Source organism: Enterobacter sp. R-1.6.2, assembly GCF_035064085.1.
Taxonomy (GTDB): domain Bacteria; phylum Pseudomonadota; class Gammaproteobacteria; order Enterobacterales; family Enterobacteriaceae; genus Enterobacter; species Enterobacter asburiae_B.
This window is the reverse complement of record NZ_JASEYI010000012.1, coordinates 110,883-137,320: the sequence shown is the minus strand read 5'-3', so window position 1 is coordinate 137,320 and position 26,438 is coordinate 110,883. Positions and strand designations below refer to the sequence as shown.

Annotated in this window: 28 protein-coding genes; 10 read left to right on the top strand and 18 right to left on the bottom strand. The window is 54.2% G+C overall.

Translation table 11 applies throughout. The features are described 5' to 3' along the window. The first annotated feature begins 61 nt into the window (after positions 1–61). Positions 62–1,732 (top strand): NAD-dependent DNA ligase LigB, encoded by a 1,671-nt coding sequence (gene ligB / locus QMN93_RS14700; protein ID WP_193138765.1) that lies wholly within the window; start codon positions 62–64, stop codon positions 1,730–1,732. Between the two features lie 2 nt (positions 1,733–1,734). On the opposite strand, the gene QMN93_RS14695 is transcribed toward ligB, so the two are convergent. Beyond that, complete coding sequence (locus tag QMN93_RS14695; RefSeq protein ID WP_048980250.1) at positions 1,735–2,352, bottom strand: trimeric intracellular cation channel family protein; 618 nt, start codon at positions 2,350–2,352, stop codon at positions 1,735–1,737. A gap of 205 nt (positions 2,353–2,557) precedes the next feature. Beyond that, on the bottom strand, positions 2,558–3,421 hold the full coding sequence (locus tag QMN93_RS14690; protein ID WP_048975620.1) for a YicC/YloC family endoribonuclease: 864 nt from the start codon (positions 3,419–3,421) through the stop codon (positions 2,558–2,560). Between the two features lie 124 nt (positions 3,422–3,545). On the opposite strand from QMN93_RS14690, the gene rph reads away from it, so the two are divergent. Continuing rightward, a complete protein-coding gene (gene rph / locus QMN93_RS14685; protein WP_010426431.1) occupies positions 3,546–4,262 on the top strand; it encodes a ribonuclease PH in 717 nt (238 codons plus the stop codon). A gap of 67 nt (positions 4,263–4,329) precedes the next feature. After that, on the top strand, positions 4,330–4,971 hold the full coding sequence (gene pyrE, locus QMN93_RS14680) for an orotate phosphoribosyltransferase (protein WP_010426430.1): 642 nt from the start codon (positions 4,330–4,332) through the stop codon (positions 4,969–4,971). Between the two features lie 40 nt (positions 4,972–5,011). Here pyrE and slmA read toward each other — a convergent pair whose 3' ends face one another. The 3 genes from slmA to coaBC form a co-directional block, all read right to left on the bottom strand. Further along, positions 5,012–5,608, bottom strand: a complete 597-nt coding sequence (gene slmA / locus QMN93_RS14675; protein ID WP_008502690.1) for a nucleoid occlusion factor SlmA — start codon at positions 5,606–5,608, stop codon at positions 5,012–5,014. 120 nt (positions 5,609–5,728) lie between these two features. After that, the gene (gene dut, locus QMN93_RS14670) at positions 5,729–6,187 is read right to left on the bottom strand and encodes a dUTP diphosphatase (RefSeq protein ID WP_008502691.1); all 459 of its coding nucleotides are present in this window, start codon (positions 6,185–6,187) and stop codon (positions 5,729–5,731) included. Then, on the bottom strand, positions 6,165–7,376 hold the full coding sequence (coaBC, locus tag QMN93_RS14665; RefSeq protein ID WP_087823747.1) for a bifunctional phosphopantothenoylcysteine decarboxylase/phosphopantothenate--cysteine ligase CoaBC: 1,212 nt from the start codon (positions 7,374–7,376) through the stop codon (positions 6,165–6,167). The genes dut and coaBC overlap by 23 nt, the downstream gene beginning before the upstream one ends. Before the next feature lie 172 nt (positions 7,377–7,548). Here coaBC and radC point away from each other — a divergent pair, with 172 nt between their 5' ends. The 4 genes from radC to mutM all read left to right on the top strand — a co-directional run bounded on the left by radC (position 7,549) and on the right by mutM (position 9,744). Next, entirely contained in the window at positions 7,549–8,217 is a 669-nt protein-coding gene (radC, locus tag QMN93_RS14660) for a DNA repair protein RadC (RefSeq protein ID WP_033147044.1), read from the top strand. A gap of 218 nt (positions 8,218–8,435) precedes the next feature. After that, complete coding sequence (gene rpmB, locus QMN93_RS14655; RefSeq protein ID WP_002436699.1) at positions 8,436–8,672, top strand: 50S ribosomal protein L28; 237 nt, start codon at positions 8,436–8,438, stop codon at positions 8,670–8,672. 22 nt (positions 8,673–8,694) lie between these two features. Continuing rightward, complete coding sequence (gene rpmG / locus QMN93_RS14650; RefSeq protein WP_003024094.1) at positions 8,695–8,862, top strand: 50S ribosomal protein L33; 168 nt, start codon at positions 8,695–8,697, stop codon at positions 8,860–8,862. Between the two features lie 72 nt (positions 8,863–8,934). Then, on the top strand, positions 8,935–9,744 hold the full coding sequence (gene mutM / locus QMN93_RS14645; RefSeq protein WP_023309890.1) for a bifunctional DNA-formamidopyrimidine glycosylase/DNA-(apurinic or apyrimidinic site) lyase: 810 nt from the start codon (positions 8,935–8,937) through the stop codon (positions 9,742–9,744). A 2-nt stretch (positions 9,745–9,746) separates the two neighbouring features. On the opposite strand, the gene coaD is transcribed toward mutM, so the two are convergent. The 7 genes from coaD to rfaQ form a co-directional block, all read right to left on the bottom strand. After that, on the bottom strand, positions 9,747–10,226 hold the full coding sequence (gene coaD / locus QMN93_RS14640) for a pantetheine-phosphate adenylyltransferase (RefSeq protein ID WP_023334018.1): 480 nt from the start codon (positions 10,224–10,226) through the stop codon (positions 9,747–9,749). 3 nt (positions 10,227–10,229) lie between these two features. After that, positions 10,230–11,000, bottom strand: coding sequence for a glycosyltransferase family 2 protein (locus QMN93_RS14635; protein WP_033147043.1), 771 nt, complete (start codon positions 10,998–11,000; stop codon positions 10,230–10,232). Next, positions 11,000–12,274, bottom strand: coding sequence for a lipid IV(A) 3-deoxy-D-manno-octulosonic acid transferase (gene waaA, locus QMN93_RS14630; RefSeq protein ID WP_032661923.1), 1,275 nt, complete (start codon positions 12,272–12,274; stop codon positions 11,000–11,002). Before waaA ends, QMN93_RS14635 begins: the two co-directional genes overlap by 1 nt. 66 nt (positions 12,275–12,340) lie before the next feature. Then, positions 12,341–13,330, bottom strand: coding sequence for a glycosyltransferase (locus QMN93_RS14625; protein WP_064673815.1), 990 nt, complete (start codon positions 13,328–13,330; stop codon positions 12,341–12,343). 11 nt (positions 13,331–13,341) lie between these two features. Then, positions 13,342–14,442 (bottom strand): glycosyltransferase, encoded by a 1,101-nt coding sequence (locus tag QMN93_RS14620; RefSeq protein WP_182382830.1) that lies wholly within the window; start codon positions 14,440–14,442, stop codon positions 13,342–13,344. Between the two features lie 2 nt (positions 14,443–14,444). After that, positions 14,445–15,572, bottom strand: coding sequence for a glycosyltransferase family 4 protein (locus QMN93_RS14615; RefSeq protein ID WP_069303473.1), 1,128 nt, complete (start codon positions 15,570–15,572; stop codon positions 14,445–14,447). Continuing rightward, positions 15,569–16,639, bottom strand: coding sequence for a putative lipopolysaccharide heptosyltransferase III (rfaQ, locus tag QMN93_RS14610; protein ID WP_182382829.1), 1,071 nt, complete (start codon positions 16,637–16,639; stop codon positions 15,569–15,571). The genes QMN93_RS14615 and rfaQ overlap by 4 nt, the downstream gene beginning before the upstream one ends. A 150-nt stretch (positions 16,640–16,789) precedes the next feature. Between rfaQ and QMN93_RS14605 the strand changes: the two genes are divergently transcribed. Beyond that, the gene (locus tag QMN93_RS14605; protein WP_096150876.1) at positions 16,790–17,746 is read left to right on the top strand and encodes a polysaccharide deacetylase family protein; all 957 of its coding nucleotides are present in this window, start codon (positions 16,790–16,792) and stop codon (positions 17,744–17,746) included. A gap of 23 nt (positions 17,747–17,769) precedes the next feature. Here the strand turns inward: QMN93_RS14605 and QMN93_RS14600 are convergent, their stop codons facing one another. The 6 genes from QMN93_RS14600 to rfaD are packed head-to-tail and all read right to left on the bottom strand — an operon-like array spanning position 17,770 to position 23,964. Next, positions 17,770–18,981, bottom strand: coding sequence for an O-antigen ligase (locus tag QMN93_RS14600; RefSeq protein WP_182382828.1), 1,212 nt, complete (start codon positions 18,979–18,981; stop codon positions 17,770–17,772). Then, positions 18,969–19,877: a glycosyltransferase family 2 protein gene (locus QMN93_RS14595; protein ID WP_182382827.1), complete on the bottom strand. Its 909-nt coding sequence runs from the start codon at positions 19,875–19,877 to the stop codon at positions 18,969–18,971. The genes QMN93_RS14600 and QMN93_RS14595 overlap by 13 nt, the downstream gene beginning before the upstream one ends. Positions 19,878–19,882: 5 nt before the next feature. Further along, positions 19,883–20,992 carry a glycosyltransferase family 9 protein gene (locus QMN93_RS14590; RefSeq protein ID WP_182382826.1) on the bottom strand — a complete coding sequence of 370 codons (1,110 nt, stop codon included), beginning with the start codon at positions 20,990–20,992 and terminating at the stop codon, positions 19,883–19,885. Between the two features lie 3 nt (positions 20,993–20,995). Beyond that, positions 20,996–21,979 carry a lipopolysaccharide heptosyltransferase RfaC gene (gene rfaC / locus QMN93_RS14585; protein ID WP_193138768.1) on the bottom strand — a complete coding sequence of 328 codons (984 nt, stop codon included), beginning with the start codon at positions 21,977–21,979 and terminating at the stop codon, positions 20,996–20,998. Between the two features lie 3 nt (positions 21,980–21,982). After that, positions 21,983–23,029, bottom strand: coding sequence for an ADP-heptose--LPS heptosyltransferase RfaF (gene rfaF, locus QMN93_RS14580; RefSeq protein ID WP_058841861.1), 1,047 nt, complete (start codon positions 23,027–23,029; stop codon positions 21,983–21,985). A 2-nt stretch (positions 23,030–23,031) separates the two neighbouring features. Then, on the bottom strand, positions 23,032–23,964 hold the full coding sequence (gene rfaD, locus QMN93_RS14575) for an ADP-glyceromanno-heptose 6-epimerase (RefSeq protein WP_008502707.1): 933 nt from the start codon (positions 23,962–23,964) through the stop codon (positions 23,032–23,034). A 215-nt stretch (positions 23,965–24,179) separates the two neighbouring features. Between rfaD and kbl the strand changes: the two genes are divergently transcribed. Both kbl and tdh read left to right on the top strand, forming a co-directional pair. After that, positions 24,180–25,376, top strand: coding sequence for a glycine C-acetyltransferase (gene kbl, locus QMN93_RS14570; RefSeq protein ID WP_024906617.1), 1,197 nt, complete (start codon positions 24,180–24,182; stop codon positions 25,374–25,376). Between the two features lie 9 nt (positions 25,377–25,385). Then, a complete protein-coding gene (gene tdh, locus QMN93_RS14565; protein ID WP_023309906.1) occupies positions 25,386–26,414 on the top strand; it encodes an L-threonine 3-dehydrogenase in 1,029 nt (342 codons plus the stop codon). The last annotated feature ends 24 nt before the right edge of the window (positions 26,415–26,438 follow it).

Below are 26,438 nucleotides of genomic sequence, written 5' to 3'. Positions count from 1 at the left end.
TGCCGTTAGCGTTGTTTTAGGCATCCGGGTATATCTCCTGCAATGAAAAGGAGGGGTAGCGATGTGGCGATGGATAAGCGGGTTAATGCTGTTGTGGTGTGGCTATGGCGCGGCGGTGTGTCCGGTGTGGTCGCAGGCAAAAGCAGAAAAAGAGATGGCGTCGTTAAGCGCCCAAATCAAAGGCTGGGATGAGGCTTACTGGAAGCAGGGCGTGAGCGAGATCAGCGACGAGGCTTACGACCAGTTTCACGGGCGGTTAATGCAGTGGCAGCGCTGTTTTGGCAGCGAGCCTTCAGAAGAGAAACTCCCGGCGCTGGCGGGAAGTGTAAAACATCCCGTTGCCCACACGGGCGTACATAAAGTGGCCAGCAAAGAGGAGTTGAGACAGTGGATGCGTGTCCGACAGCATCTGTGGCTGCAGCCCAAAGTTGACGGTGTGGCGGTAACGCTGGTCTATCGCAACGGAAAGTTAGTCCAGGCCATCAGTCGCGGTGATGGCCTGAAAGGGGAAGACTGGACCGATAAGGTGCGTTTAATCCCGTCTGTTCCGCAAAAGCTCACCGGCGCGCTGGCGAATAGCGTCTTACAGGGCGAGCTTTACTGGTTACGCGACAACCACATTCAGAACCAGATGGGCGGAATGAACGCTCGCGCCAAGGTGGCGGGGGCGATGATGCGGCAAAAGGATAACGCGCTATTGAGCAAGATCGGCGTATTCATCTGGGCCTGGCCGGACGGACCGAAAGATATGCGTACATCTTTAGCTGAACTGTCTCAGGCCGGTTTTACGCTGTCGGCACGGTATACGCTACCCGCCGAATCTATCGATGCCGTCGAGAAACAGCGCGCGGACTGGTACGTGACCGCATTACCCTTTGCCACGGATGGCATTGTGGTGCGTTCGGAGGATGAACCTGCGGGCGAAGAGTGGTTACCGGGAGAAGGCCACTGGGTTGTCGCGTGGAAATATCCTCCCGCAGCCCAGGTCGCTGAGGTGAGTGATATTCATTTTTCCGTGGGGCGCACGGGCAAAATTTCCGTTGTAGCAGCGCTGGAACCCGTGCAACTGGATGATAAACAGGTGCAGCGGGTGAGTCTGGGCTCGGTTGGGCGCTGGCAGAATATGGATATTGCTCCAGGGGATCAGATACAGATCAGCCTGGCCGGGCAGGGTATCCCCCGGTTTGATAAGGTGCTCTGGCGCGGGACTGACAGACATAAACCAGAGCCACCGGCCTCACGCTATCATGCTCTTAGCTGTTTCTATGCTTCGCCGGAGTGTATGGAGCAGTTCTTTGCCCGGCTGACCTGGCTCAGTTCAAAGCAGGTACTTGATATTGAAGGATTAGGTGAGTCAGGCTGGCGGACCCTCTGGCAGGCACATCGTTTTGAACATCTCTTTTCATGGCTGTTATTAACGCAGGCGCAGCTGCAGGCTACACCGGGGTTTTCCTCAGCACGCGGGCTGGCGCTCTGGCACCGATTTAATCTGGTGCGCGAGAAGCCGTTTATCCGCTGGCTCATGGCAATGGGTGTGCCATTGACCCAGGCTTCGCTGAAGGCGATGGGAGACATATCGTGGCAGAAGATGAGCGGGCGCAACGCAAAGGACTGGCAGACCCTGCCGGGAACGGGAGAGGAGAAAGCGCGACAAATCGTAAACTGGATTCACGCGCCTCAGATTGATGTGCTGGCGAAATGGCTCGCTGAACAGCACATCAACGGGTTCTGAAGCTAGTGGGTGCTGTGTTTGTAATGAAAAACGGGCAGTCCGAGCTTCAGACGCAGCGCCAGCATGCGGGCCGTAAAGCCAAACAGCAGCGTCGAGATGACCACCACGTCATGGTTAGAAACGTAATGCTGCAGAGCGATATAAAGCACCGCTGCCGCAAAGGAGATGCCGGCATACAGCTCTTTTTGAAAGACCAGGGGGATGCGTTTGCAGAACATATCGCGCAGCACGCCGCCGAATACGCCCGTGACCACGGCGGCGATGGTGGCGATAACCGGTCCTTCCCCCATATCGAGCGCGATTTGCGCGCCGATGATCGAAAATACAATCAGCCCCAGCGCATCAAGCACCAGGAACAGGCGGCGAAGATGGGGCATAACGGGCGCCACTATGGTGGTTAACACGGCGGCTGTTGCCACGATAATCACGTATTCAGGGTGTTTAACCCAGCCGAGCGGGTAATGGCCAAGCAGAATATCGCGCACGGAACCGCCGCCCAGCGCGGTCGCCGTAGCAATAATGATCACGCCGAAGGTATCCATACGACGACGTCCGGCGGCAAGCGCGCCGGTCATGGCTTCTGCGGTGATGCCAATGAGATAAAGGATGTGAAGCAGCATATACCCTCCGGTGTGAACGCGGGGGAGGTTAGCGATTTGTGCGCAAGATCACGATTGAGATTTTCTAAGGCGAGCCAGTTTGCCCTATAAATTTTTATCAAGTTCTATAGAGAAAGCTTGATGAAAGGCGATAAATCGACAAAATGGGCGTTAAGATGGATTAGAAATAGTAATGGGTGGTGCTGTCGACACCACCCGAAAAGCATTACTCGATGTTCTGGATCTGCTCGCGCATCTGTTCAATCAGCACTTTCAGCTCAATCGCTGAATTCGTCACTTCTGCATTGATCGACTTAGACGCCAGGGTGTTCGACTCGCGGTTGAACTCCTGCATCATAAAGTCCAGACGGCGGCCCACAGCTTCTTTTTTCTTCAGAATGTTGTAGGTTTCTTTAACGTGCGCTTCCAGACGGTCCAGCTCTTCAGCGACATCGATACGCTGCGCCATCAGCACCAGTTCTTGTTCCAGACGGGTGTTTTCCAGCTGAACTTCCGCTTCTTCCAGTTTGGCGACAAGGCGCTCGCGCTGCCATTGCAGCACTTCTGGCATATGGGTGCGGACTTTCGCTACTTCGGTGCTCACGCCTTCAAGACGCTGCTCAATCATCGCTTTCAGCGCCTGGCCTTCGGTTTCGCGGGCAATGATAAAGTCGTCCAGCGTGCCGTCGAGAGCTGCCAGGATTTCAGCGGCAATGGCGTCCAGATCCTGCTCACCGGCGGCCATGACGCCAGGCCAGCGCAGAATATCAACCGGGTTGATTTCGCCTTCATCGCTCTGCATTTTGACCCAGTTCGCCGCATTCACGAGCTGTTTTGCCAGTTTTTCGTTGAGGATGAGCTCGCCCTGTGCGCTCGCATCAGGCTCAAAGCGCAGGTTACATTCCACTTTTCCGCGCGTCAGACGCGTACGGATACGTTCACGTACGACAGGCTCAAGGCTGCGGAACTGCTCCGGCATACGGAAATACGTTTCCAGGTAACGCTGGTTTACCGAGCGCATTTCCCATGTGGCGCTACCCCAGCTACCCTTGATTTCACGCCGGGCGTAGGCGGTCATACTGCGGATCATAGACATTCCCGTTTTTAAAGGAGAGATGGGGGATTATAGCTTTCGGGGGCTTCTCAGGATAGGAATAAGCGTCCTTTATCCGTATAATGCGCAGCCACATTCGTTTCAAGCCGGAGAATCCATCATGCGTCCATCAGGTCGTAGCGCCAACCAGGTGCGTCCCGTCACCCTGACCCGTAACTATACAAAACACGCTGAAGGCTCCGTGCTGGTTGAGTTTGGTGACACTAAAGTGCTGTGCACCGCCTCCATCGAAGAAGGCGTTCCGCGCTTCCTGAAAGGTCAGGGCCAGGGGTGGATCACCGCAGAATACGGCATGCTGCCGCGTGCGACCCATACCCGTAATGCCCGTGAAGCGGCAAAGGGTAAGCAGGGCGGTCGTACCATGGAGATTCAGCGTCTGATCGCGCGTGCGCTGCGCGCCGCCGTTGACCTGAAAATCCTCGGCGAATTCACCATCACGCTGGACTGCGACGTGATTCAGGCTGACGGTGGCACGCGTACCGCGTCCATTACCGGTGCCTGCGTAGCGCTGGCCGATGCCCTGAACAAGCTGGTTGCGGCCGGTAAGCTGAAAACCAACCCAATGAAAGGCATGGTTGCGGCGGTTTCTGTCGGTATCGTTAACGGCGAAGCGCTTTGCGATCTGGAATACGTTGAAGATTCCGCAGCCGAAACCGACATGAACGTGGTGATGACCGAAGATGGTCGCATCATTGAGGTGCAGGGCACGGCGGAAGGCGAGCCGTTCACCCACGAAGAGCTTCTCTCCCTGCTGGCGTTGGCCCGAGGGGGAATCGAATCCATTGTAACGACGCAGAAAGCGGCGTTAGAAAATTGATTTTAAAGGCGACCAATGAGTCGCCTTTTTTTTGCCTGTAAGACAGAAAAACCAAAGGAGCAAATCCATGAAATCGTATCAGCGCCAGTTTATTGAGTTTGCGCTTAACAAGCAGGTACTTAAGTTTGGCGAATTTACGCTGAAATCCGGGCGTAAAAGTCCCTATTTCTTCAACGCCGGGCTGTTTAATACCGGGCGCGATCTGGCACTGTTAGGCCGTTTCTATGCCGAAGCGCTGGTGGATTCCGGGATTGATTTTGACCTGCTGTTTGGCCCGGCCTATAAAGGCATTCCGATTGCGACCACCACCGCGGTGGCGCTGGCGGAACACCATGACCGCGACGTGCCGTACTGCTTTAACCGCAAAGAAGCTAAAACCCATGGTGAAGGCGGGAATCTGGTCGGCAGCGCGCTGCAGGGCCGCGTCATGCTGGTCGATGACGTGATTACCGCGGGTACGGCGATCCGTGAATCGATGGAGATTATTCAGGCCAACGGTGCGACGCTTGCTGGCGTGCTGATTTCTCTGGATCGTCAGGAGCGTGGTCGCGGTGAAATTTCCGCTATTCAGGAAGTCGAACGCGATTACAGCTGCAAAGTGACGTCGATTATTACCCTGAAAGACCTGATTGCGTATCTGGAAGAGAAGCCTGAGATGGCGGACCATCTGGCGGCGGTACGTGCGTACCGGGAAGAGTTCGGGGTGTAATTAAATTGCCCGGTGGCGCTACGCTTACCGGGCTTACGGATTACTGCAACTGAGCAGCCACTAACGGCCAGCGGGCGTCAAAATCGTCCGTTGGACGGTATTTGAACTCGCTGCGCACAAAGCGGGAGAGCATCCCTTCACAAAACGCCAGAATCTGGCTCGCCAGCAGCGTTTCATCAATGCTGTAACCTTCGCCTTCACGCATTTTCTTTTCGCGCAGTACCTGGCGCAGCTGCGCTTCAATCCGCTCGAAAAGCTGGTTAATGCGGCCCTGCAGTCTGTCCTGTTCAAACATCAGCGCGTGGCCGGTGAGGATACGGGTTAAGCCCGGATTGCGTTCACCGAAGCCCAGGATTAACAGCACAATCAGACGCAGACGCGCGGTCGTGTCTTTTTCGTCTTTCAGAATCAGGTTGATGCGCGTGATCAGGCTGTCTTCAATAAACTCGATCAGACTGTCGAACATCCGGGTCTTGCTCGGGAAATGACGGTACAGCGCCGCCTCAGACACGCCTACAGAGGCGGCCAGTTTAGCGGTGGTGATGCGTTGACTGCCATCGCTGGATTCAAGCATCAGAGCCAGAGATTGAAGTATTTCTTCGCGACGATTCCTTTTCGCGGTTTGTTTTTCTGCCATGTTACAAAATACCCCTGAAAATAAGCACTTGCCAGGCTGGCATCCACACAGCGACCGCAAACGGGCGTTTGCGGTTTGTTATTGCATTATGACGCTGTGAGATACGTGTCTTTCGGGCCGTTATTTGCGCCCGGAATGGCCGAAGCCGCCTTCGCCACGGTCGGTGGCGTCAAAGTCTGCCACCAGGTTAAATTCTGCCTGTACCACCGGTACAAAGACCATCTGGGCGATACGTTCGCCAGGTTCAATGGTGAAGCTGTCCTGACCGCGGTTCCAGACGGAGACCATCAGCTGACCCTGGTAGTCGGAGTCGATCAGGCCGACCAGGTTACCCAGCACAACGCCGTGCTTATGGCCCAGACCAGAACGCGGCAGGATCACTGCTGCCAGAGACGGGTCAGCAATGTGAATTGCCAGGCCAGTTGGAACCAGGGTAGTGGCACCCGGAGCCAGTTCTACGGCGTCATCGAGACAGGCGCGCAGGTCAAGACCGGCAGAGCCGGAGGTGGCATAGGTTGGCAGCGGGAATTGCTCGCCAACACGCGGGTCCAGAATCTTAACGTCGATTTTTTTCATCATAACGGGTAACGATCTCGTCCAGTAATTGTTGGCCCAGGAGTTCCTTGCGCTCAAGCGGTAAGACTTTATCTCCATCCTGCCAGAAAAGGTGCAGTGCGTTGCTGTCGCTGTTAAATCCTTGTGTGGCCAGCGATACGTCGTTCGCGCAAATCAAATCGAGGTTTTTGCGGGTACGTTTTTGCCGGGCATATTCTTCCACATTATTCGTTTCTGCGGCAAACCCAACAACGTATGGACGATGGCTTTTTAGTGCGGCGACGCCGGCAACAATGTCCGGGTTTTTCACCATTTTTAGTGTTAATTCATCGCCTTGCTTTTTAATTTTAGCCTCGGCGATCGTCTCGGCACGATAGTCTGCGACGGCCGCACAGCCGATAAAAATCTGCTGGCTTTGCGCATGTGCCTGCACGGCGGCTTCCATCTCCAGCGCGGTGGTCACGTCAATTCGTTTCACAAACGCAGGGGTAGGCAGCGATACCGGGCCGCTCACCAGCGTGACGTTCGCGCCACGCCTTGCGGCGGCGGCGGCAATCGCAAAGCCCATTTTGCCGGAGCTGTGGTTGGTGATGTAGCGCACCGGATCCAGCGGCTCGCGCGTGGGGCCCGCGGTAATCATGATGTTGAGATGTTGCAGATCGTTGACAGGCGAAAAATGGGCTGCGGCCATATCAACAATCGTCAGCGGGTCAAGCATGCGGCCCGGGCCAACGTCGCCGCAGGCCTGGCTGCCGCTGTCCGGACCCCAGATAAGCAGGCCGCGTGAGGCCAGCGTCTCCAGATTGTGCTGGGTGGCCGCGTTACGGTACATCTGCTGGTTCATGGCAGGAACGACGGCAACAGGCGCAGGGGTGGCCAGACAAATGGTGGAGACCAGGTCGTTTGCCATACCGGCTGCCACCCGAGCGATTAAATCAGCCGTGGCGGGAGCGAGGATAACCAGGTCTGCCCATTTTCCCAGCTCAATATGGCCCATCGCGGCTTCGGCGGCCGGATCGAGCAGGCTGTCAGATACCGGGTATCCTGAAACGGCCTGCAGGCTCAGGGGAGTGATAAAGGCTTTACCGCCTTCGGTTATCGCGACCCGCACGTCAGCTCCGCGCTCGCGCAGACGACGCACCAGCTCCGGCGCTTTATAAGCAGCAATGCCGCCGCTCACGCCAAGAACGATTTTTTTACCGGCCAGGCTCATCATGATTCTTTCCTGTTGGGTTTCACCAGAGAGCGGGCATTTTATCACAATCCCCAAAGCGGGGTGATTTTGTCCTTCGTCCACTTTGCGAGGCGCTACGCAAGAACGCAATGTGGCTGTCGAGCGACGGATTGGCCTGTGGCAGCATGAGGTTAAAAAGGGGAGAAAGAGCATGGAAGAAGAGGATGAGGAGCTGCTGCCGCGCGAAAAACTGCTGCGCTATGGCGTCACCCTGTTAAAAGACGATGAACTGCTGGCGCTCTTTTTACGTACCGGAACGCCCGGAAAAACGGTATTTACGCTGGCAAAAGAGCTGATAGCACATTTCGGTTCGCTGTACGGTTTATTGACCGCCGATCTGGCGCAGTTTAAGCACGTTGAGGGAATTGGCGTGGCGAAATATGCCCAGCTGAGGGGCATTGCTGAACTTGCCCGCCGTTTTTACAATGTCCGCATGGAGAAGGAAGATCCGATCCTGACGCCCGCGATGACGCGCGAATTCCTGCAAAGCCAGTTAACAGATATCGAACGCGAGATCTTTATGGTGATCTTTGTCGATAACAGAAATCGGGTGCTGAAACATAGCTGTCTCTTTGCGGGCACATTGAGTCACGTTGAGGTGCATCCGCGTGAAATTGTGCGGGAAGCGATAAAAGTGAATGCAGCGGGCGTGATCCTCGCGCATAATCACCCCTCTGGCTGTGCAGAACCGAGCAGAGCGGACAAAGAAATCACCGAACGCATTATCAAATGCTGTCAATTCATGGACATTCGTGTGCTGGACCATCTAATAATTGGCCGCGGTGAGTACATTTCTTTCGCAGAACATGGCTGGATTTAGGCTATTTCTCGCGATCCATCGGGATCTTTGTCTGTTCGGGACTTGAGCACACCGCCGAGTCAGCGTATACTACGCCACCTTTGAGAATCTCGGGTTTGGCATTTGGGCCTGGCAATCGAGAGTTCACTTAGAACTATGCGATGACCGGGCTGTAAAGCCTGACGAGGCGCCGATACCCCATACGAAGCTCGAGCTAATTTGATTTTTGGAGAATAGACATGTCCCGAGTCTGCCAAGTTACTGGCAAGCGTCCGGTGACCGGTAACAACCGTTCCCACGCACTGAACGCGACTAAACGCCGTTTCCTGCCGAACCTGCACTCTCACCGTTTCTGGGTTGAGAGCGAGAAGCGTTTTGTCACCCTGCGCGTATCTGCTAAAGGTATGCGTGTAATCGATAAGAAAGGCATCGATACAGTTCTGTCCGAACTGCGTGCCCGTGGCGAAAAGTACTAAGTACTTAAAGAGGAAATAAATCATGGCTAAAGGTATTCGCGAGAAAATCAAGCTGGTTTCTTCTGCTGGTACAGGTCACTTCTACACCACCACGAAGAACAAACGTACTAAGCCGGAAAAACTGGAACTGAAAAAATTCGATCCAGTTGTACGCCAGCACGTACTGTACAAAGAAGCTAAAATCAAATAATTTTAGTCTCCTTGTATCGAAAAACCCCGCAACTGCGGGGTTTTTTGCATTCTGCATCTCAACGGAGGAACCATGCCTGAATTACCTGAGGTAGAAACCAGCCGTCGCGGCATTGAGCCCCATCTGGTCGGCGCGACGATTCTTCACGCGGTGGTCCGCAATGGACGTCTGCGCTGGCCGGTGTCCGATGAGATCCATGCCCTGAGCGATAAACCCGTCCTTAGCGTACAGCGTCGCGCGAAATACCTGCTGCTGGAACTGCCCGACGGCTGGATTATTATCCACCTGGGGATGTCCGGGAGCCTGCGCATTCTTACCGAAGAACTGCCTGCGGAAAAGCACGACCACGTCGATCTGGTGATGAGCAACGGCAAAGTGCTCCGTTACACCGACCCACGGCGCTTTGGCGCGTGGCTGTGGACGAAGGAGCTGGAAGGGCATAACGTGCTGGCGCATCTGGGCCCGGAGCCGCTCTCAGACGCGTTTAACGCAGAATACCTCAAGGCGAAGTGTGCGAAGAAGAAAAGCCCGATTAAGCCCTGGCTGATGGATAACAAGCTGGTGGTCGGCGTGGGGAATATCTACGCCAGCGAATCGCTGTTTGCGGCGGGGATCCATCCCGATCGGCTGGCCTCTTCGCTGTCGGCGCAGGAGTGCGAGCTGCTGGTCCGGGTGATTAAAGCCGTATTACTTCGCTCGATTGAGCAGGGCGGGACAACGTTGAAGGACTTCCTGCAAAGTGACGGCAAGCCGGGCTATTTTGCCCAGGAGCTGCAGGTGTATGGCCGTAAAGGCGAACCGTGCAGAGTCTGCGGCACGCCAGTGATTGCCACGAAGCACGCCCAGCGCGCCACGTTCTACTGCCGTCAGTGCCAGAAATAAGGCTACTTTAGCTTTTCCATCAATGCCTGGTGGACGTTAGTCGGCAGGAAATGGGTGACATCGCCGTGATGACGCGCCACCTCTTTTACCAGCGTGGAAGAGATAAACGACCACTCTTTGGAGGGCATCAGGAACACGCTCTCCAGCTCCGGCATCAGGTGGCGGTTCATGTGCGCCAGCTGCATCTCATACTCGAAGTCTGCCACCGCGCGCAAACCACGGATCAGAATATTGGCCTGCTGAGCGCGGGCGAAGTTTGCCATCAGGTCGCTAAACCCGACCACCTCAACATTCGGCAGGTGCGAAATGGCATCGGTAGCGAGCTGTACGCGCTCGTTGAGGTCAAACATCGGCTTTTTGCTGGGGCTGGCGGCAATGGCCAGAATCACCTTGTCGAACATGCACGCCGCACGGGTGATGATATCAAGATGACCGTTGGTGATCGGATCGAAGGTACCCGGATAAATCGCTTTTGTGCTCATGGCTCACGTTTTCTCTGAGTAGCCGCGGCAGAGCGCCCACAGCTCGGTGTATTTGTTGAAAGTATACTGGGCATTCACAACCGCGAGTAACCAGCCCTGCTTGCCGTCCAGGACGCCACCACGCAGCAGCAGCGTTTTCAGGAACGCGCCCAGCGTGTGGGTGAAGATACCCGTCAGCGAGGCCTTCTTGCCGCGCTGGTGACGCTCCTGAGCCCATGCGGTGGCATAGTTGAGCTGTTTACGCTGGAAGCTCGCGAAATCACGGCAGGTCAGGTGCAGCAAATCGCCCGTCAGGGGAATCACCTGGGCGCTATCGCAGCTCAGGGATTCATGCACCAGATTGTCGTTGTATTGATACCGCTCGCGCTCGTAGAGGCGCATCACGCGGTCAGGATACCAGCCGCTGTGGCGCATAAAACGGCCAAGGAAGTAGTTGCGGCGGGCAATGCTGTATACGGCGCCAGGCTGGGGCGAGGAAATCACCGCCTGAATGGCCTGCTGAAGCTCAGGCGTGATGCGTTCGTCGGTGTCGAGCATCAGGACATAATCACCTGTGGCATAGCCCTGCGCGCGCTGGCGCTGGATGCCATAGCCTTGCCAGTCAGCGTCGACAAAGACTTTTGCGCCCGCTGCCCGGGCAACGCCCACCGTGTTGTCCGTACTTCCGGAGTCAAGAATGACTATCTCGTCAGCCCAGGCAACCGACGCCAGGCAATCCGGAAGCAGGTCGGCGGCGTTTTTGGCGATCATGACGACCGACAGGCGCGTTGACATCAGTGGCTCCGCTGGGGCAGATAAGGTTGCAGAAGCTGCAGCAGTCGGGTCAGTGCGCCCTGGTTCTGGTGCAGCACTTCGACGGCATGGCGCCCGTACCACAGGCGATAATCTTCGTCAGTCAGAAGGGTCGATACCTCTTTAACCACCGAATCCGCATCGGTCACGGTAATTAAACCATCGGCCTGCTGTAATTTCGCGCAGATGTCTTTGAAGTTAAACGTGTGCGGCCCCATCAGCACCGGAATAGCGTGGGCTGCCGGCTCCAGCGGGTTATGACCGCCGCGCTCGACCAGGCTGCCACCGACAAACGCGAGGTCAGCAATGCCGTACAGCAGCATCAGCTCGCCCATCGTATCGCCAATCACCACCTGGGTGCTGCCGGAAGGGATTTCACCGCTGCTGCGCAGCGTGAAGCTGAAGCCGCCTTTCTGCACCATTTCACGGGCATCTTTAAAACGCTCCGGATGGCGCGGCACGAGGATCAGCAGTAAATCAGGGAATTTTTCCAGCAGCTTGCGGTGAGCCTGCAGAATGATCTCTTCTTCGCCATCATGAGTACTGGTGGCAATCCAGACCTGACGACGCGGGGCCCACTGGCGACGCAGCGTGATCGCACGGGCGGCGAGCTCAGGGGTAACGGAAATATCAAATTTCAGGCTGCCCGTTACCGCAAGCTGGTTGCGTTTCAGGCCCAGCGCGATAAAGCGTGCCGCATCCTCTTCGTTCTGCGCGGCAATCAGCGTAATTTTGCTCAGCAGGCGGCGCATAAACTTACCCAGCTTGCCGTAACCTTTCGCCGAGCGCTCTGAAAGGCGGGCGTTGGCAATGACCAGCGGGATTTTACGGGCATGCAGGGCGGAAATCATATTCGGCCACAGTTCGGTTTCCATCACGATCACCAGCTTCGGGCGAACGGTATTCAGGAAACGATTCATGGCGCAGGGCAGATCGTAAGGCAGATAAACGTGCTGCACGTCTTTACCGAAAGCGGATAACGCGCGCTCCGAGCCGGTCGGCGTCATCGTCGTGACGGTGATTGGCAGCGAAGGGTAGCGGTGACGCAGGGCGCGAACCAGCGGGATCGCCGCCAGCGTTTCACCGACAGAAACGGAATGCAGCAAAATACCGTCCGGTACGACTTTATTGCGGCAGAAGCCATAGCGTTCAGCCCAGCGTTTACGATACGCAGGCGCTTTCCGGCTACGAAGCAACAGTCTCAGCCACACCAGTGGCTGAATGATGTAGAGCAGAGCGGTATACAACAATTCCAAGCGATTATCCGTTTTTTTAGTTTCGGCGGGCAAATTCTAAGCATTTAGGCCAGGTAAAGCTATCTCTTATGCCAGATACCGTTTCAAACGGAAATAACGTCGACCCAGCCGCCAGCGCAGACGCGGACTTTTTGCACTTTTCCAGATGAGTTTCCAGATGCCTGTTTCGAAGAACTCTTTAATAATCATTGATTTCTTCTTCTCATCCTTCATGTTGTCGAAGGTGTGAATAATGCCCAGGCCCTCTTTGGCAATTTGCCAGTGGCAGGCAGGGATCCCTTTCACTTTATCCGGGTAGCGCTGATTGATGGCGTCGAGCATCTGCAGGATTTTCATGTAGTGACGCGCGGAACGAATCAGCGTGTCGTCATTGTCCGGCATATGGGACACCGATGCAGAGTGAATGTAGTAGTCGTAATAACGTTCACTGGTGTACTGAACCCGCTCTGCCGCAAGCAGCACTTCGGTGGTCCACGGAATATCCTGATGGCGCAGGCCGGGTTCGAAATGGAAATTGTGTGTACGGATAAAGTCGTGGCGATAGATGTTCAACCAGGTGACGTGAAGGAATTTACGAGAGTCCAGCGCCATTTTTAACCACGCAGGGCCAGCCATGACCCCTGTCGAAGCCAGTTTGTCTTCAGGGAAGATCGGGCGCGAGGGTTTCTTGTTATTCTCCCAGACGTAGTTCCCGTTACAGGTGGCGACATCCAGATCCTGCGTGACGGCCATATCCAGCAGGCGCTGGTACATGCCGGGTTTAAAGACATCATCAATATCCGGGAAAGAGAGATATTGACCCGTCGCAACGGCCAGACCGGTGTTACGCGCGATGGATACGCCCTGGTTTTGCTGTTCTATGACCTGCAGCTGCGGCAGTTTTTCTCGCCAGTTTTCGACGATCTCCATCGAGCGGTCAGTAGAGCCGTCATTGACAATGATGACTTCCATGCTGTCGATGCGTTGATTGACAAGGCAGGTAAAGAACTGATCCAGGAAAGCTTCACCGTTATAAACGGCAACCACCACGCTTAACAATGGGGCTGAATTTTGCATAAGAAACCTGATTATTTTTGATTGTCGACCAGAGCAATATATTGCTGGCAAATGGCATTGATACCGAACGACGCGATGGTTGTATCGCCAACGACCGGTGGGGCGGTATAAATATCCGCCAGCGTTTTTGCCAGTGACTCGTCATTTAACTCTGCCAGCCCGCGCGCTAAAGCGCCGGTGAGGATTTCGGCAGGGCCTCCGGGGCAATTTGTACTGACCGGTGGCGTCTGGCAGATAATGGCTTCGACCAGCACATTACCAAAACCTTCGCAGTCAGAACTTAACACTAAAAGGCGTGCCCCTTTAATCCAGGGATAGGGATTGGACTCGAACGGGCGGAAAACCGTTTTGTTTTCAATACCCAGCTCGGCAGCAAGCTGCTTGAGTTTTTGAATTTGAGCGTCAGATCCATTGCCCATCATGACCAGCGTTGTGTCAATTTTACTCAGGGCGAACGCACGTAAGAGTCGGTCGTGGCGTTTGTGCTCATGGAAGCGGCCAACATGAATAATGTAATCCTTTCCCTGCATCTCGAAGGGCGCATCCGCCAGACGCTGAATTTCAGGAATATCGAAAGGATTATGGATAACCGCTTTGCGTCGAAGATTGAGCGCCAGCGTCTCGGAAAGATCTGTCAACACGGCGCCTGAGACGGCGACAACGTTGCGGTTTTCGTAGGTATGACGGATTTTAAGATGTTTAAACCAGCGCGAAAGTCCGCTGCGATGGCGAAGATAGGAAAACGAGAACATGCCGTGCACGCAGAACCAGACTTTGTCACGTTCCAGCGCGCGGCAGTGCGACACAATGCGGTCTGTTTTGTGCAGGTGAGAGAACACCACATCAAATTTGCCGCTGCGCTCAGCTTGCTCAATCGTCTGATCCAGCAGTTGGGCGCGGCGTGGGATTTCCGTCAGCTTTCGCCACGGTTTTTTACATGTGTCCTGAACAACCTGATAATCGATGCCTTCCGGGATGGCGTAGTCGCACACTTTCCGCAGAGAGAATAGAGAGACCTGATGTCCCATTTCTATTAATCCACGGGAGAGTGTAAGAACCGTTTTTTCAGCTCCTCCACCGGGTAAACCATCAATAATCATTAGGATGCGCATTTTTAATCCAGTAATTTTTGATAAAGCGTAATAAGCTGACTTGATAGTTTTTCGGGAGTGGCGTCTTTTACACGTTCACGTGCCGCTCGTCCCATATTGTTATTTTTTTCCAGTGAAGGAATGGCGGCTACCGCTTCCTTCAATGTACTGATATCAAGTGCGTCACAATAAAATCCGTTCTGGCCTTGTTGAATAAACTCTGCACCACCGCAACTCTCTGAAGTAATGACGGGCAAGCCGCAGGCCATCGCTTCAAGAATGACGTTAGGAAAGGGATCATACAGCGTTGGCAACAGTAAACCATCGGATAGCTGATAAAAAGGCAGAGTTTCTTTTTGCACCCCCAGGAAACGGATTTGCCCCTCGCAGCCTAACGAACGGGCGAGGTCGCGATAACGACGCTCTGCTTTATCTTGCCCAACCACAATCAGCCAGGCTGATGTTCCAGCGATAGCGCGTATGGCGCTGGCTAATCCTTTTCGTTCAAACCCTGAGCCTACGAAACAGAACACAACGGCATCGGCTGGCAAACCAAATTGCTGGCGCAGCATCGCACGCTGTGCCTCCTGGGCCGGAACGAAGCGGCTGGAATCAATAGAATTATAAATCACATGAATTTTATTTGCGTCAATATCAAAGTCTTCAACGATTTCGCGTTTGATCATCTCCGCATTACAGATTACGGCTTTCAACTCGGGCGCCTGATACATTTCCCGTTCCGCACGCATCACGTAGCGGTGATAGCGGTCATACATCAGCATTTGCGCACGCCAGGCAGGTAAAATGCGCGCGCGCTGAAGCAGCCAGCGACGATGCACCCCATCACCCGCGCGATAGATATCACAACCCGGGATGCGCTCATGGCTTTGAACAATATCAAACTGCTGTTGCTGCCACAGCGCGCGCGCGGCCTGTGCAAATCCGCGCTCTCGACTGATGCGGCCCCATTTTTGAGGGTTGCAAATGTGGATATGCCAGTCGTCTTGCTTCTCTCCCTGCCACTCACGCGTGATGACGTTGAGCTCAAGGTTCTGATTGCTCAGCGCGGTGAGAGCGCGCGAAACGAAGCGTTCCGCTCCGCCATCCGGGCGATACTTTTGGCGAACAATGGCCAGACGATGGTTTTTCATGACAGATATCTCCTTGCGGCGGAGACGACAGCATCAACGGGAATGGCGTCGAGATAGCGTTCTTTCGTTTTGGTATCAATGGCATCCGGATCGGGTAGCGGGCCGTAATCGCCGGCCCAGATGACTTCACCGTTGACTTGCCATGGAGACCAAAACGTGAGTTTAGAAGGGCCAAATAGCGCCACGCAGGGCGTTTGCAGCGCGGCGGCCATATGCATTGGAACGGAGTCAACGCCGATAAAAAGACGCGCATGATCGATGAGTGAGGCCAGCTGGCGCAACGTTAGCTGGCCCGCCAGCGAGACGACTCCCGTCTTTGGCGAGGCGGCGAGAATGCGATCGATCATCGCCAGCTCTTTTTTATCCGGCCCCGCGGTGAGCACAACCGTATGACCATCCTGCTGCAGTGCAGTAATGGTTTGCGCCATTTTGTCTTCGCTCCAGCATTTAAAGAACCAGCGGGACGTCGGCTGGATCACGATATAGCTGTCACCCACAGCCGTCTGCGTCAGCTTTTGGCGGGCATGATGCCAGTCTTCTGCGGTGTAAGCCATGGTGACGGCAGGCTGCGGCGCGACCGGTAATGGCGCCAGAATGGAAAGATTCTGTTCGACCGTATGCAGGGATTTGTGGCCGTCGACAGAGACCAGATCGGTGTGACAAAAACGCCAGAATGCACTGTTGCGTTTGTTAAACGCGAATCCGAGGCGAACGGGTGCACCGGTGAAACGGGTGACGATCGCGCTACGCCATTGATCGGCAAGGTTAATCACCAGATGATAATGCTGATTTCTTAACGCACACAGCAACTGCCACTCTTTTTGAAGATGCTTCAGCGTGCCAAGCTGTTTCCATTTACGATCGATTCCATAAATTGTACCGATCGCCGGATGCGCGGCGAGCATATCGCGCGTTTCTTCATACAGCAGGACATCAATCTGCGCCTGCGGCCATTTTTGACGTAGCGAATCAATGACGGGAGTGGTCAGCAACATGTCGCCATGATGGCGGAGTTTGATAAGTAAAATGCGCAAATCAGGTGTGTCAGGTAAGTTATTCATCATCATCTTATCGGCGTTGTACTGATGGCAATTCTAATAGACCTGATAGCGACTTGCACTCTTTCTCCATAATCTCAGTAATTTCCCTGGAAGGGTTTACTCATGCTTTGGAGAGTGCGTAACATAGCGCTAACTTTCCTGTCTTGCGGACTCATTATGAACAAACCAGCGTTTATCATCACAATTGATACTGAGGGCGATAATCTCTGGCAAAATCACCGCGTCATTAAAACGGAAAATGCGCGTTATCTGGCGCGTTTCCAGGCGCTTTGTGAGCGTTTCGGCTTTAAGCCCGTGTGGCTGACCAATTACGAGATGGCGATCGAGCCCGTTTTCATCGAATTCGCCAGGGACGCGATCGCCCGCGGTCAGGGGGAGGTGGGAATGCACCTTCACGCATGGAATAGCCCGCCGGAACACGATCTCACGGGCGATGACTGGCGATGGCAGCCTTATCTGGTTGAATTTTCGGATGAGGTGATGCGCGAAAAAGTGCTGTTCATGACACGCCTGCTGGAAGAGACCTTCCAGACCAAAATGTTAAGCCACCGTGCCGGACGTTGGGCATTTGACAGTCGCTACGCAAAATTGCTCGTTGAACTGGGCTACCAGGTGGATTGCTCCGTGACGCCACGCGTGAACTGGCGCAATGCGAAAGGCGCCCCACAGGGTAATGGCGGAACGGATTATCAGCATTTTCCCGACTACGCCTATTTCATGGATTTAGACAATATTTCCCGGGCAGGCCATAGCCCATTACTCGAAGTGCCGATGAGCATTCAGTATAAACACCCGGCGTGGTTGAACACGATCAAACAGGGTTACGACAGGCTTCGCGGTAAATATCGCTCTCCCTCTGTGAACTGGCTAAGACCGTCCGGTGGGAATGCGGCGCAAATGATTCAGGTCGCACAGCAAAGCCTGTCGCAGGGAAGTGAGTACGTGGAGTTTATGCTTCATTCGTCGGAATTTATGCCTGGCGGAAGCCCAACGTTTAAAGATGAGGCGGCGATTGAAGGGTTGTATCAGGATTTAGAAACGCTCTTTAGCTGGTTATCCGATAAGACGGTAGGGATGACGCTGGCGGAGTTTTATCAGTACAAGAAAAAATAATGCCCGCCAGGCGGGCATTATCATTAGCGTTGCCTGGTTTGCGAAAAAGGGGTACTCAGCGCAAATACGGTGACAAAGAAGATTAAAGCTTCAGAACTCAACAGTATGACGTCAGTCAGGCCATAGAGTAATAAAAGAAGCATGGTCGTCAGCAGCAGGGCATTTCTGTTTTTAAGGGCGTAAACGATCATCGATATATAGAAAAACACTAATATCGCCAGCCCTGGGATCCCCTGCAGAGAATATTTCTCAATAAACTCATTGTGCAGATGCACCCTGATAAACTCGAGTGCAGCCGCGAGGTGTGGATGCCCATCTTTCACATATTGCTGTGTCCATATTTCGCGGTCTTCAACTGATTGCCCTAAAGGATGGGCCAGCCCGTTTTGAATGCCAACACTCCACATAGAGAAACGTGCGCCGAGTGAGGTTGCATCATAGCCTTTCTGATAACTTTCAACTTCAGCTTGTGTTTGTTGTATCTTAGGTAAGATTAATGGCTTGTAGCTAACGATAACAATACCCGCCACAATACATAAGAAAATCAGCGTAGATTTAAGGTGGATTCTTCTGAAGTGATAAAGCGTGAGTACAATCGCCAGGAGTAGATATAACCCCATTGCGGCACGCGTGCCCGTTAAAAGAATGACGAAATAAGATATTAAGATGATGAGTCCTGCGGCTACATACAGTTTTATATTTTTCTCTAGATAAAGGCTGTATACAAACGCCAGTGACAATACAGAATAAACATAGGCCGACACGGTCGCACGGTTTATGGCCATCTCGATACGCCCCATACCCTGTGAAGCCTGCCATAAGCCATAGCCAGTGGCGAGTATAAACCCTGCACCAGAGGCGTATAAAAAATATTTCTGGAAGGATGCTCTATCAATATAAGACTTAAACCGGTCAAGGTAAAAAATGAGAATACTTGCCAGAATTAATTTTTTACTTGCACCGAGATAATCGCTATAAACGTTCAGACCTTCGCTATGATATTCATACACCAGATACCAGCCAAGATTAAGCAGGCCAATCAATAAAATCGGCAATGCGATAGAAAAAGGACGCACTGTGATTTTTTTATATTCGCACGCTAAGCCGATAATGCTGGCATAAATCGCAATATAGAAAAACTCTCGCTGCTTACCTGAACTCAGCAGCGCCAGCGCAAGCGAAATAAGGCTCAAAATCAGCGTCAGCTGATAAAGCCGCAGTTTTACTTTTTCCATAATGCCTCAATGACCCTTTTTTTGTAGCTGAAACGTACATCTCTGGTAAAGAAGAAAGAGAGAGAATAAAGTGCATTGACCCGCTGTTTAACCAGTTTGAGTTGCAGGTCAGTCAGATGCTGCCGGTGGTTTCTGTAGATATCAAACCAATGACAATTAACAAGATGCTTAAAAGAACGAGGGAATGTTTTTTCCATTTGTAATGTGCAATCAACCAGCGTAGCGATTTTACTGGCGTCGAGACGGCTCGACAAACTGTCGTTACGTTTGATGTAATAATAGTGCCCCTGACGCTGATAGACTATTTTACGCGATTGCATCAGCATGCCGGGAAACACGGCAAAATCTTCATAGCAGACCATCGAAGGAATCGGGTTATTCACATACAATTCCCGATGAATGAATTGCCCGATGAGATGTGCCTGAAAATCTTTGTGCTGCAGGAACCGCTTTATTGCCTCATGTTGTGACAAAGCAACAGGAGAGAACCCCTGCCAGTCGGCTGTCATTTTTTTGGTGTCGCGAATTTCCAGCAGGCGCGTCAGGAGCATATCAGGGCGCTCTGATTTGAGAAACGCCACCGCGTCCCTGATGCTGCCCGGTTTCATTCGGTCATCGCTATCCAGCATGGTGATGTATTCACCTTTGGCCAGCGAGAGGGCACTGTTTCGAACATGGCCTACGTTACGGTACTCGACGTATCGGGATTGCGCATTCGGAAGCATTGGCAGCCACGCTTCAATAATATCCTGCGTTGAGTCATTGGAACTGTCGTTAAAGATAATGATCTCTACATCATCCCCCGCACCCTCAATCGCGTTTTGCAGGCTTTCTAGCGTAGTGTGAAGCGTATCTTTGGCGTTATGCGCGGCAATAATGATGCTTAGAAAAGCCATAATAATTAGTTTCCCTGAGCACCAAAGGAGTATGCGTCTGTATTAATTGTGGGTAACTCGCAAATGAAGTGTTTGAGTTCACGTAGCGCTTCGTCTGTTACAGCGAAGAGTTCTTCCCGGCTCTGTGAGAAGTAATATCGTGTTTCAAAAACATATGAGCAAATGTTGTCATCATTACCAATCAGCAATACGTTGCCCAGCGGACGCTGTTCATAGTGGCAACAAGGCCCGAACAGTAAGATTACCGGCACGCCGACCGCATCGGCAATGTAGACATTCCCCGAGTCAGACGCGATATAGCAATCCATTTTAGAAATGGCCCACGGCAGCTCTTCAAGCGAGATTTTGCCAATCAGATTAATAAAGTTGGGCAGTTCACCGTAAGCGCGGGTGATATCATCCATCCACGATTGTTCATTCGGGGCGCCAAACACATAAAATTCGCAGGGCAGGTCGGCGAGACGATCGGCAATTTGCTTCCAGATGACCGGCGGAACGGTTTTCGCTTTATTCCCGGCGGCTACGCTGATACCAATGCGGATCACGCCGGGTTTATCGAGGATTGCCGGATAGGTCGCAGGTTTGAAAAGTGGCTTTGTGGCGTGCTTTGGCGAGTCTTGCCAGGTTAAGGTGCGATCGGCCAGTTTGAGATAGTTCGTGACTGAAAGAGTCTTCTTACCGTGTTCAACAGTACCGTCTGCCGTTGCATAGAAAATACCGTGGTACCATCTGCGCGTGTAAGTGCTTAAAAACTGTTTGTTTTTAGCGTTACACACGGAGGCGAAAAAGAGGTTCACGCTATTGGGTTGCAGGAGATAGACATTGTCATAGCGGTTCATGATCCGGCAGGCAAAGACCAGCTTTCGCCACAGGTTACGCTTATGCTGCTCGATAAAAAAAATCTCATCGATCGTCTCATCATGCTTCGCCAGCGCACCCACGCTACGACTGATGAGCACGTCGCTTTTTTGCAGGTATGCCAGAAGGGGCGTTGCATTAACAAAATCGCCGATTTTTGCTGTCTGAATGACCAGGTTTTTACCTGTCTCTTTGCGGAACAGCTTCCGGATAAGCTTCACCGGAAAGAGTAAAATCAGCAGAAATACGTAACTCATGCGTTAGATATCCCTGTTGGAAAGCCAACGGCTGCCCTGTAAAAATGAAAAAATAGCATCTGCGCTGATATCCTTCGTTTGCTGGGTCGGGCTGACCATCTGATGCTGGTTTTTACCGTAACCCCCGATCAATCCGGGATCGGTCGGACCAAAAATCGTAATATTCGGACGATCCAGCGCCGCGGTTAAATGGCTTAAACCTGTATCAACGGAAACAACAGCATTCGCTCCCGCCAGCTGCGCGGCAACCTGCGCCAGCGTGAGTTTCGGCAATACCTCGACGTGTGAAAAACCTGCTGCCAGACGCTCTGCACGCTGCCGCTCATGTTCAGCGCCCCAGGGCAGTTTAATATGGATGCCGGTAGGTTGCATTAGTTCAATCAGGCTTCGCCAGTGCGTTTCCGGCCAGTGTTTATCGTCGCGCGTTGTGGCATGCAGGAAGACAAGATAAGGCTGAGCACAGGGATCTGTATTACGCAAAAAGTGCTGCGCAATGGCGTAGTCGCCCTGGGTTTCCGGTTTCGCATAGCCCAGGCTTTTTGCAAACAGCTCGCGGGTACGTTCGACGGCATGCTGTTGCTTTGCGATGTGGTGGCGACGGTTATAGAACAGGCTCGCCAGCGGTTCGCGGGCGGTGTGCCAGTCCATGCCGTGCTTTACGCCGTGTGCCAGACGCGTCACCAGCGCGGCGCTTTTCACCAGCCCCTGGGCGTCGATGATGGCGTCGTAATGCTGTGCCCGCACCGCCTCACGGAAGGCTTTGCGTTCGGCTTTAATCGGCGCGGAGAACCACGCTTTGCGCCAGCGGCGGATCGCCACCGGGATCACGCGGTCAACCGCTTCATGCCAGGTGGGGATCTGCGCGAAGCCTTCTTCCACCACCCAGTCAAAACGAATGTCGGGAATGGCCCGCATCGCGTCCGTCAGTGACGGGAGCGTATGCAGAACATCGCCCATCGAAGAAGTTTTAACGATCAGTACCCGCATTCGTTATCCTTCTTCGCTCAACAACAGTTCGTTAAGCTCTTCGAGAACGCGCTCTGGCGTAATGTCGATCAGGCTCTGATGGTAGCCTTCTGCGGCATCGCCCTTGCGTACTTTGTGATAGCCGGTGATCAGGCGGATGACGCGCGCTTTATGAGAAAGCGGGGGCGTGAAGTCCGGGCTACTTGGGCCATACAGCGCCACCAGCGGGCGGTTGAGCGCGGCGGCGACGTGCATCAGGCCCGAATCGTTGCTGACCACGGCCTCACAGGCGGCAATCAGAATAACCGCCTGTTCAAGCTGCGTTTCTCCCGCCAGGTTGCGGCACCAGGCCTGCTGTTCATTACTGAGCGTCGCGAGAATTTCGTTGCCTGCCTCGTGGTCCTTTGCCGAACCGAACAGGACAATCTGGTAGCCTTCGTCAATCAGCTGTTTCGCCAGCTCCGCATAGTGGTAGTGCGGCCAGCGTTTTGCCGGGCCGAACTCGGCGCCGGGGCAGAAGCCAATCATCGGGCGTTCAGACGATAGACCAAACGCGTTACAGGTCTGGGATTTTTCACCGTCGTTAACCTGAAGCTGTGGCCACAGCAGCGGCTGCGGCAGGTCTTTCGCACTGCGCATCACGCCTTTGTCGTAGGCCAGCGCCACATAGCGCTCCACCATCAGCGGCCAGGCCTCTTTATCCAGCACTCGCGCGTCGTTCAGCAGGCCGTAGCGCATTTCACCGCGCCAGCCGGTGCGATGTGGGATGCCTGCAAAGAAAGGCACAAGGGCGGATTTAAAGGAGTTTGGCAGGACATACGCCCGATCGTAGCGCTTCTCGCGCAGGCTATGACCGAGCTTCCGGCGTTCGCCGATTTCCAGCGCCCCGTGGCCAAGCGGCATCGGGATCGCCTCGTTCACTTCCGGCATACGCGACAACAGCGGACGGCACCACGCGGGTGCCATCACGTCGATTATCGCCTGGGGATAACGCGCCTTGAGCGTGCGATAGAGACTTTGCGACATCATCATGTCGCCCACCCATGACGGGCCGATCACCAGAATCTTCATACTTATGCGTCGCGGTTCAGCCAGGCCATATATTCCGTTACGCCTTCGGCAACGGTCTTGAACGGCTTGTCGTAGCCTGCGGCGCGCAGGTTGGTCAGGTCAGCCTGGGTGAACGCCTGATAACGGCCTTTCAGCTTGTCAGGGAACGGAATGTACTCGATGCTGCCTTTTTTGTGATACGCCAGCGTTGCGTCAGCCACCGCCTGGAAGGACTCCGCGCGGCCGGTACCCAGGTTGAAGATGCCGGATACGCCGTTTTCCCAGAACCACAGGTTCACTGCGGCAACGTCGCCCACGTAAACGAAGTCGCGCTTAAAGCCGTCGCTGCCTTCGAACAGTTTCGGGCTTTCGCCGTTATTCAGCTGGGTGTTCAGGTGGAACGCCACGCTCGCCATGCTGCCTTTGTGACCTTCGCGCGGTCCGTAGACGTTGAAGTAACGGAAGCCGACGATCTGCGAGTTCGCTTCTGGCAGCACCTGACGTACGTACTCGTCGAACAGGAATTTGGAGTAACCGTAGACGTTCAGCGGCTGTTCATACTCGCGGGATTCGATAAAGTCCGAGGTGCGGCCGCCGTAGGTTGCCGCGGAGGAGGCATACAGGAACGGAATTTCACGCTCCAGGCAGTAGTGCAGGATCTCTTTGGAGTACTGATAGTTATTGTCCATCATGTACTTGCCGTCCCACTCGGTGGTGGAAGAACACGCACCTTCGTGGAAGATGGCTTCGATCTCGCCGAACTCTTCGCCTGCCATAATCTGGATAAGGAAGTCTTCTTTATCCATGTAGTCAGCGATGTTCAGATCCACCAGGTTGACGAACTTGGTGCCGTCTTTCAGGTTGTCAACCACCAGGATGTCGGTGATGCCTTTGTCATTGAGAGCCTTAACAATATTGCTGCCGATAAAGCCCGCGCCGCCGGTAACGATGATCATAACTGTAACCTTTGAAGTGTGGAGCCCGGGGACAATCCCGGACGCTAATGTCTCTATCATATCATTAGTATGGCTGCCCTTCAGCCATTCACCTTCACAGCGCAGGGGTACGCGTGATTTATGCTGCAAAAACGACAAGAGATGACGTGTCATCTCGTCATGAACTATAGGTTTGGGTAATATGTCCCGAAATTTGCCGAGTCTGGAGAATTGCAATGCGTGGTGATTTTTACAAACAGTTAAACAGCGACCTCGACACCGCACGTGCGGAAGGGTTGTTCAAGGAAGAGCGTATTATCACGTCTGCCCAGCAGGCGGACATCACCGTTGCCGACGGCAGCCATGTGATCAACTTTTGTGCGAACAACTACTTAGGTCTTGCGAATCACCCTGAGCTGATTGCCGCTGCAAAAAACGGCATGGACACCCACGGTTTCGGCATGGCCTCCGTACGCTTTATCTGCGGTACGCAGGACAGCCACAAGCAGCTTGAGCAAAAGCTGGCGAGCTTCCTCGGAATGGAAGACGCGATTCTGTACTCCTCCTGCTTCGACGCCAACGGCGGTCTGTTTGAGACCCTGCTTGGCGCAGAAGATGCGATTATCTCCGACGCCCTGAACCACGCCTCCATCATCGACGGCGTACGCCTGTGTAAAGCGAAGCGTTTCCGCTACGCCAACAACGACATGGTCGAGCTGGAAGCGCGCCTGAAAGAGGCGCGTGAAGCGGGTGCTCGCCACGTGCTGATCGCCACCGACGGCGTGTTCTCTATGGACGGCGTGATCGCCAACCTGAAGGGCGTGTGCGACCTGGCGGATAAATACGACGCGCTGGTGATGGTAGATGACTCTCACGCGGTCGGTTTTGTCGGCGAAAATGGCCGCGGTTCCCACGAATACTGTGACGTGATGGGCCGCGTGGATATCATCACCGGTACGCTGGGCAAAGCGCTCGGCGGCGCGTCCGGCGGCTATACCGCCGCGCGTAAAGAGGTGGTCGAGTGGCTGCGCCAGCGCTCTCGCCCGTACCTGTTCTCCAACTCCCTGGCGCCGGCCATTGTTGCCGCCTCCATCAAGGTACTGGAGATGGTGGAGTCGGGCGCTGAGCTGCGCGACCGCCTGTGGTCCAACGCCCGCCTGTTCCGTGAAAAAATGAGCGCCGCAGGGTTTACCCTGGCCGGTGCTGACCACGCGATCATTCCGGTGATGCTGGGCGATGCGGTCGTCGCGCAGCAATTTGCCCGCGAACTGCAGAAAGAAGGGATTTACGTCACCGGGTTCTTCTTCCCGGTGGTGCCAAAAGGTCAGGCGCGTATCCGCACCCAGATGTCTGCGGCGCATACGCCTGAACAAATTGAACGTGCGGTGGAAGCCTTTACCCGCATCGGCAAACAGCTGGGCGTAATTGCCTGAGGACGTGTGATGAAAGCGTTATCCAAACTGAAAGCGGAAGAAGGGATTTGGATGACCGACGTGCCGGAGCCGGAAGTCGGTCATAACGATCTGCTGATCAAAATTCGTAAAACCGCCATCTGCGGTACTGACGTTCACATCTACAACTGGGACCAGTGGTCGCAGAAAACCATTCCGGTACCGATGGTTGTCGGTCACGAATATGTCGGCGAAGTGGTGGGTATCGGCCAGGAAGTGAAAGGCTTCCAAATTGGCGACCGCGTCTCCGGTGAAGGCCATATTACCTGCGGCCACTGCCGTAACTGCCGCGGCGGGCGTACGCACCTGTGCCGTAATACCATTGGCGTGGGCGTAAACCGTCCGGGCTGCTTCGCGGAATACCTGGTGATCCCGGCGTTTAACGCGTTCAAAATTCCGGACAATATCTCTGACGACCTGGCCTCCATCTTCGACCCGTTCGGCAACGCGGTGCACACGGCGCTCTCCTTCGACCTGGTCGGTGAAGACGTGCTGGTCTCCGGCGCGGGCCCAATCGGCATTATGGCCGCTGCTGTGGCCAAGCACGTGGGCGCGCGCAACGTTGTGATCACCGACGTGAACGAATACCGTCTGTCGCTGGCCCGTAAAATGGGCGTCACCCGTGCGGTAGATGTCTCGAAAGAGAGCCTGACCGACGTGATGGAAGAGCTGGGCATGACCGAAGGCTTTGACGTGGGTCTGGAGATGTCCGGTGCGCCACCGGCGTTCCGCACCATGCTCGACACCATGAACCACGGTGGCCGTATCGCGATGCTGGGTATTCCGCCGTCAGATATGTCTATCGACTGGAACAAAGTCATCTTCAAGGGACTGTTCATCAAGGGCATCTATGGCCGCGAGATGTTCGAGACCTGGTACAAGATGGCGGCGCTGATCCAGTCCGGTCTGGATCTGTCCCCGATTATTACTCACCGTTTCTCCATCGATGAGTTCCAGCAGGGCTTCGACGCGATGCGTTCCGGCCAGTCAGGAAAAGTGATCCTGAGCTGGGATAAGTAATCAAAAAGGGGCCTCAGGCCCCTT

Bases quoted from the DNA above. Each gene is read 5' to 3' on its own strand.
- QMN93_RS14690 (WP_048975620.1), bottom strand. From the start codon at position 3,421: ATGATCCGCAGTATGACCGCCTACGCCCGGCGTGAAATCAAGGGTAGC.
- rfaD (WP_008502707.1), bottom strand. From the start codon at position 23,964: ATGATCATCGTTACCGGCGGCGCGGGCTTTATCGGCAGCAATATTGTT.
- dut (WP_008502691.1), bottom strand. From the start codon at position 6,187: ATGATGAAAAAAATCGACGTTAAGATTCTGGACCCGCGTGTTGGCGAG.
- rfaQ (WP_182382829.1), bottom strand. From the start codon at position 16,639: ATGATGATGAATAACTTACCTGACACACCTGATTTGCGCATTTTACTT.
- rpmB (WP_002436699.1), top strand. From the start codon at position 8,436: ATGTCCCGAGTCTGCCAAGTTACTGGCAAGCGTCCGGTGACCGGTAAC.
- QMN93_RS14590 (WP_182382826.1), bottom strand. From the start codon at position 20,992: ATGAGTTACGTATTTCTGCTGATTTTACTCTTTCCGGTGAAGCTTATC.
- QMN93_RS14600 (WP_182382828.1), bottom strand. From the start codon at position 18,981: ATGGAAAAAGTAAAACTGCGGCTTTATCAGCTGACGCTGATTTTGAGC.
- QMN93_RS14615 (WP_069303473.1), bottom strand. From the start codon at position 15,572: ATGAAAAACCATCGTCTGGCCATTGTTCGCCAAAAGTATCGCCCGGAT.
- rfaF (WP_058841861.1), bottom strand. From the start codon at position 23,029: ATGAAGATTCTGGTGATCGGCCCGTCATGGGTGGGCGACATGATGATG.
- QMN93_RS14635 (WP_033147043.1), bottom strand. From the start codon at position 11,000: ATGTCAACGCGCCTGTCGGTCGTCATGATCGCCAAAAACGCCGCCGAC.
- pyrE (WP_010426430.1), top strand. From the start codon at position 4,330: ATGAAATCGTATCAGCGCCAGTTTATTGAGTTTGCGCTTAACAAGCAG.
- kbl (WP_024906617.1), top strand. From the start codon at position 24,180: ATGCGTGGTGATTTTTACAAACAGTTAAACAGCGACCTCGACACCGCA.
- rpmG (WP_003024094.1), top strand. From the start codon at position 8,695: ATGGCTAAAGGTATTCGCGAGAAAATCAAGCTGGTTTCTTCTGCTGGT.
- rfaC (WP_193138768.1), bottom strand. From the start codon at position 21,979: ATGCGGGTACTGATCGTTAAAACTTCTTCGATGGGCGATGTTCTGCAT.
- QMN93_RS14620 (WP_182382830.1), bottom strand. From the start codon at position 14,442: ATGCGCATCCTAATGATTATTGATGGTTTACCCGGTGGAGGAGCTGAA.
- QMN93_RS14625 (WP_064673815.1), bottom strand. From the start codon at position 13,330: ATGCAAAATTCAGCCCCATTGTTAAGCGTGGTGGTTGCCGTTTATAAC.
- mutM (WP_023309890.1), top strand. From the start codon at position 8,935: ATGCCTGAATTACCTGAGGTAGAAACCAGCCGTCGCGGCATTGAGCCC.
- tdh (WP_023309906.1), top strand. From the start codon at position 25,386: ATGAAAGCGTTATCCAAACTGAAAGCGGAAGAAGGGATTTGGATGACC.
- coaBC (WP_087823747.1), bottom strand. From the start codon at position 7,376: ATGAGCCTGGCCGGTAAAAAAATCGTTCTTGGCGTGAGCGGCGGCATT.
- slmA (WP_008502690.1), bottom strand. From the start codon at position 5,608: ATGGCAGAAAAACAAACCGCGAAAAGGAATCGTCGCGAAGAAATACTT.
- rph (WP_010426431.1), top strand. From the start codon at position 3,546: ATGCGTCCATCAGGTCGTAGCGCCAACCAGGTGCGTCCCGTCACCCTG.
- QMN93_RS14605 (WP_096150876.1), top strand. From the start codon at position 16,790: ATGAACAAACCAGCGTTTATCATCACAATTGATACTGAGGGCGATAAT.
- ligB (WP_193138765.1), top strand. From the start codon at position 62: ATGTGGCGATGGATAAGCGGGTTAATGCTGTTGTGGTGTGGCTATGGC.
- QMN93_RS14595 (WP_182382827.1), bottom strand. From the start codon at position 19,877: ATGGCTTTTCTAAGCATCATTATTGCCGCGCATAACGCCAAAGATACG.
- coaD (WP_023334018.1), bottom strand. From the start codon at position 10,226: ATGAGCACAAAAGCGATTTATCCGGGTACCTTCGATCCGATCACCAAC.
- radC (WP_033147044.1), top strand. From the start codon at position 7,549: ATGGAAGAAGAGGATGAGGAGCTGCTGCCGCGCGAAAAACTGCTGCGC.
- QMN93_RS14695 (WP_048980250.1), bottom strand. From the start codon at position 2,352: ATGCTGCTTCACATCCTTTATCTCATTGGCATCACCGCAGAAGCCATG.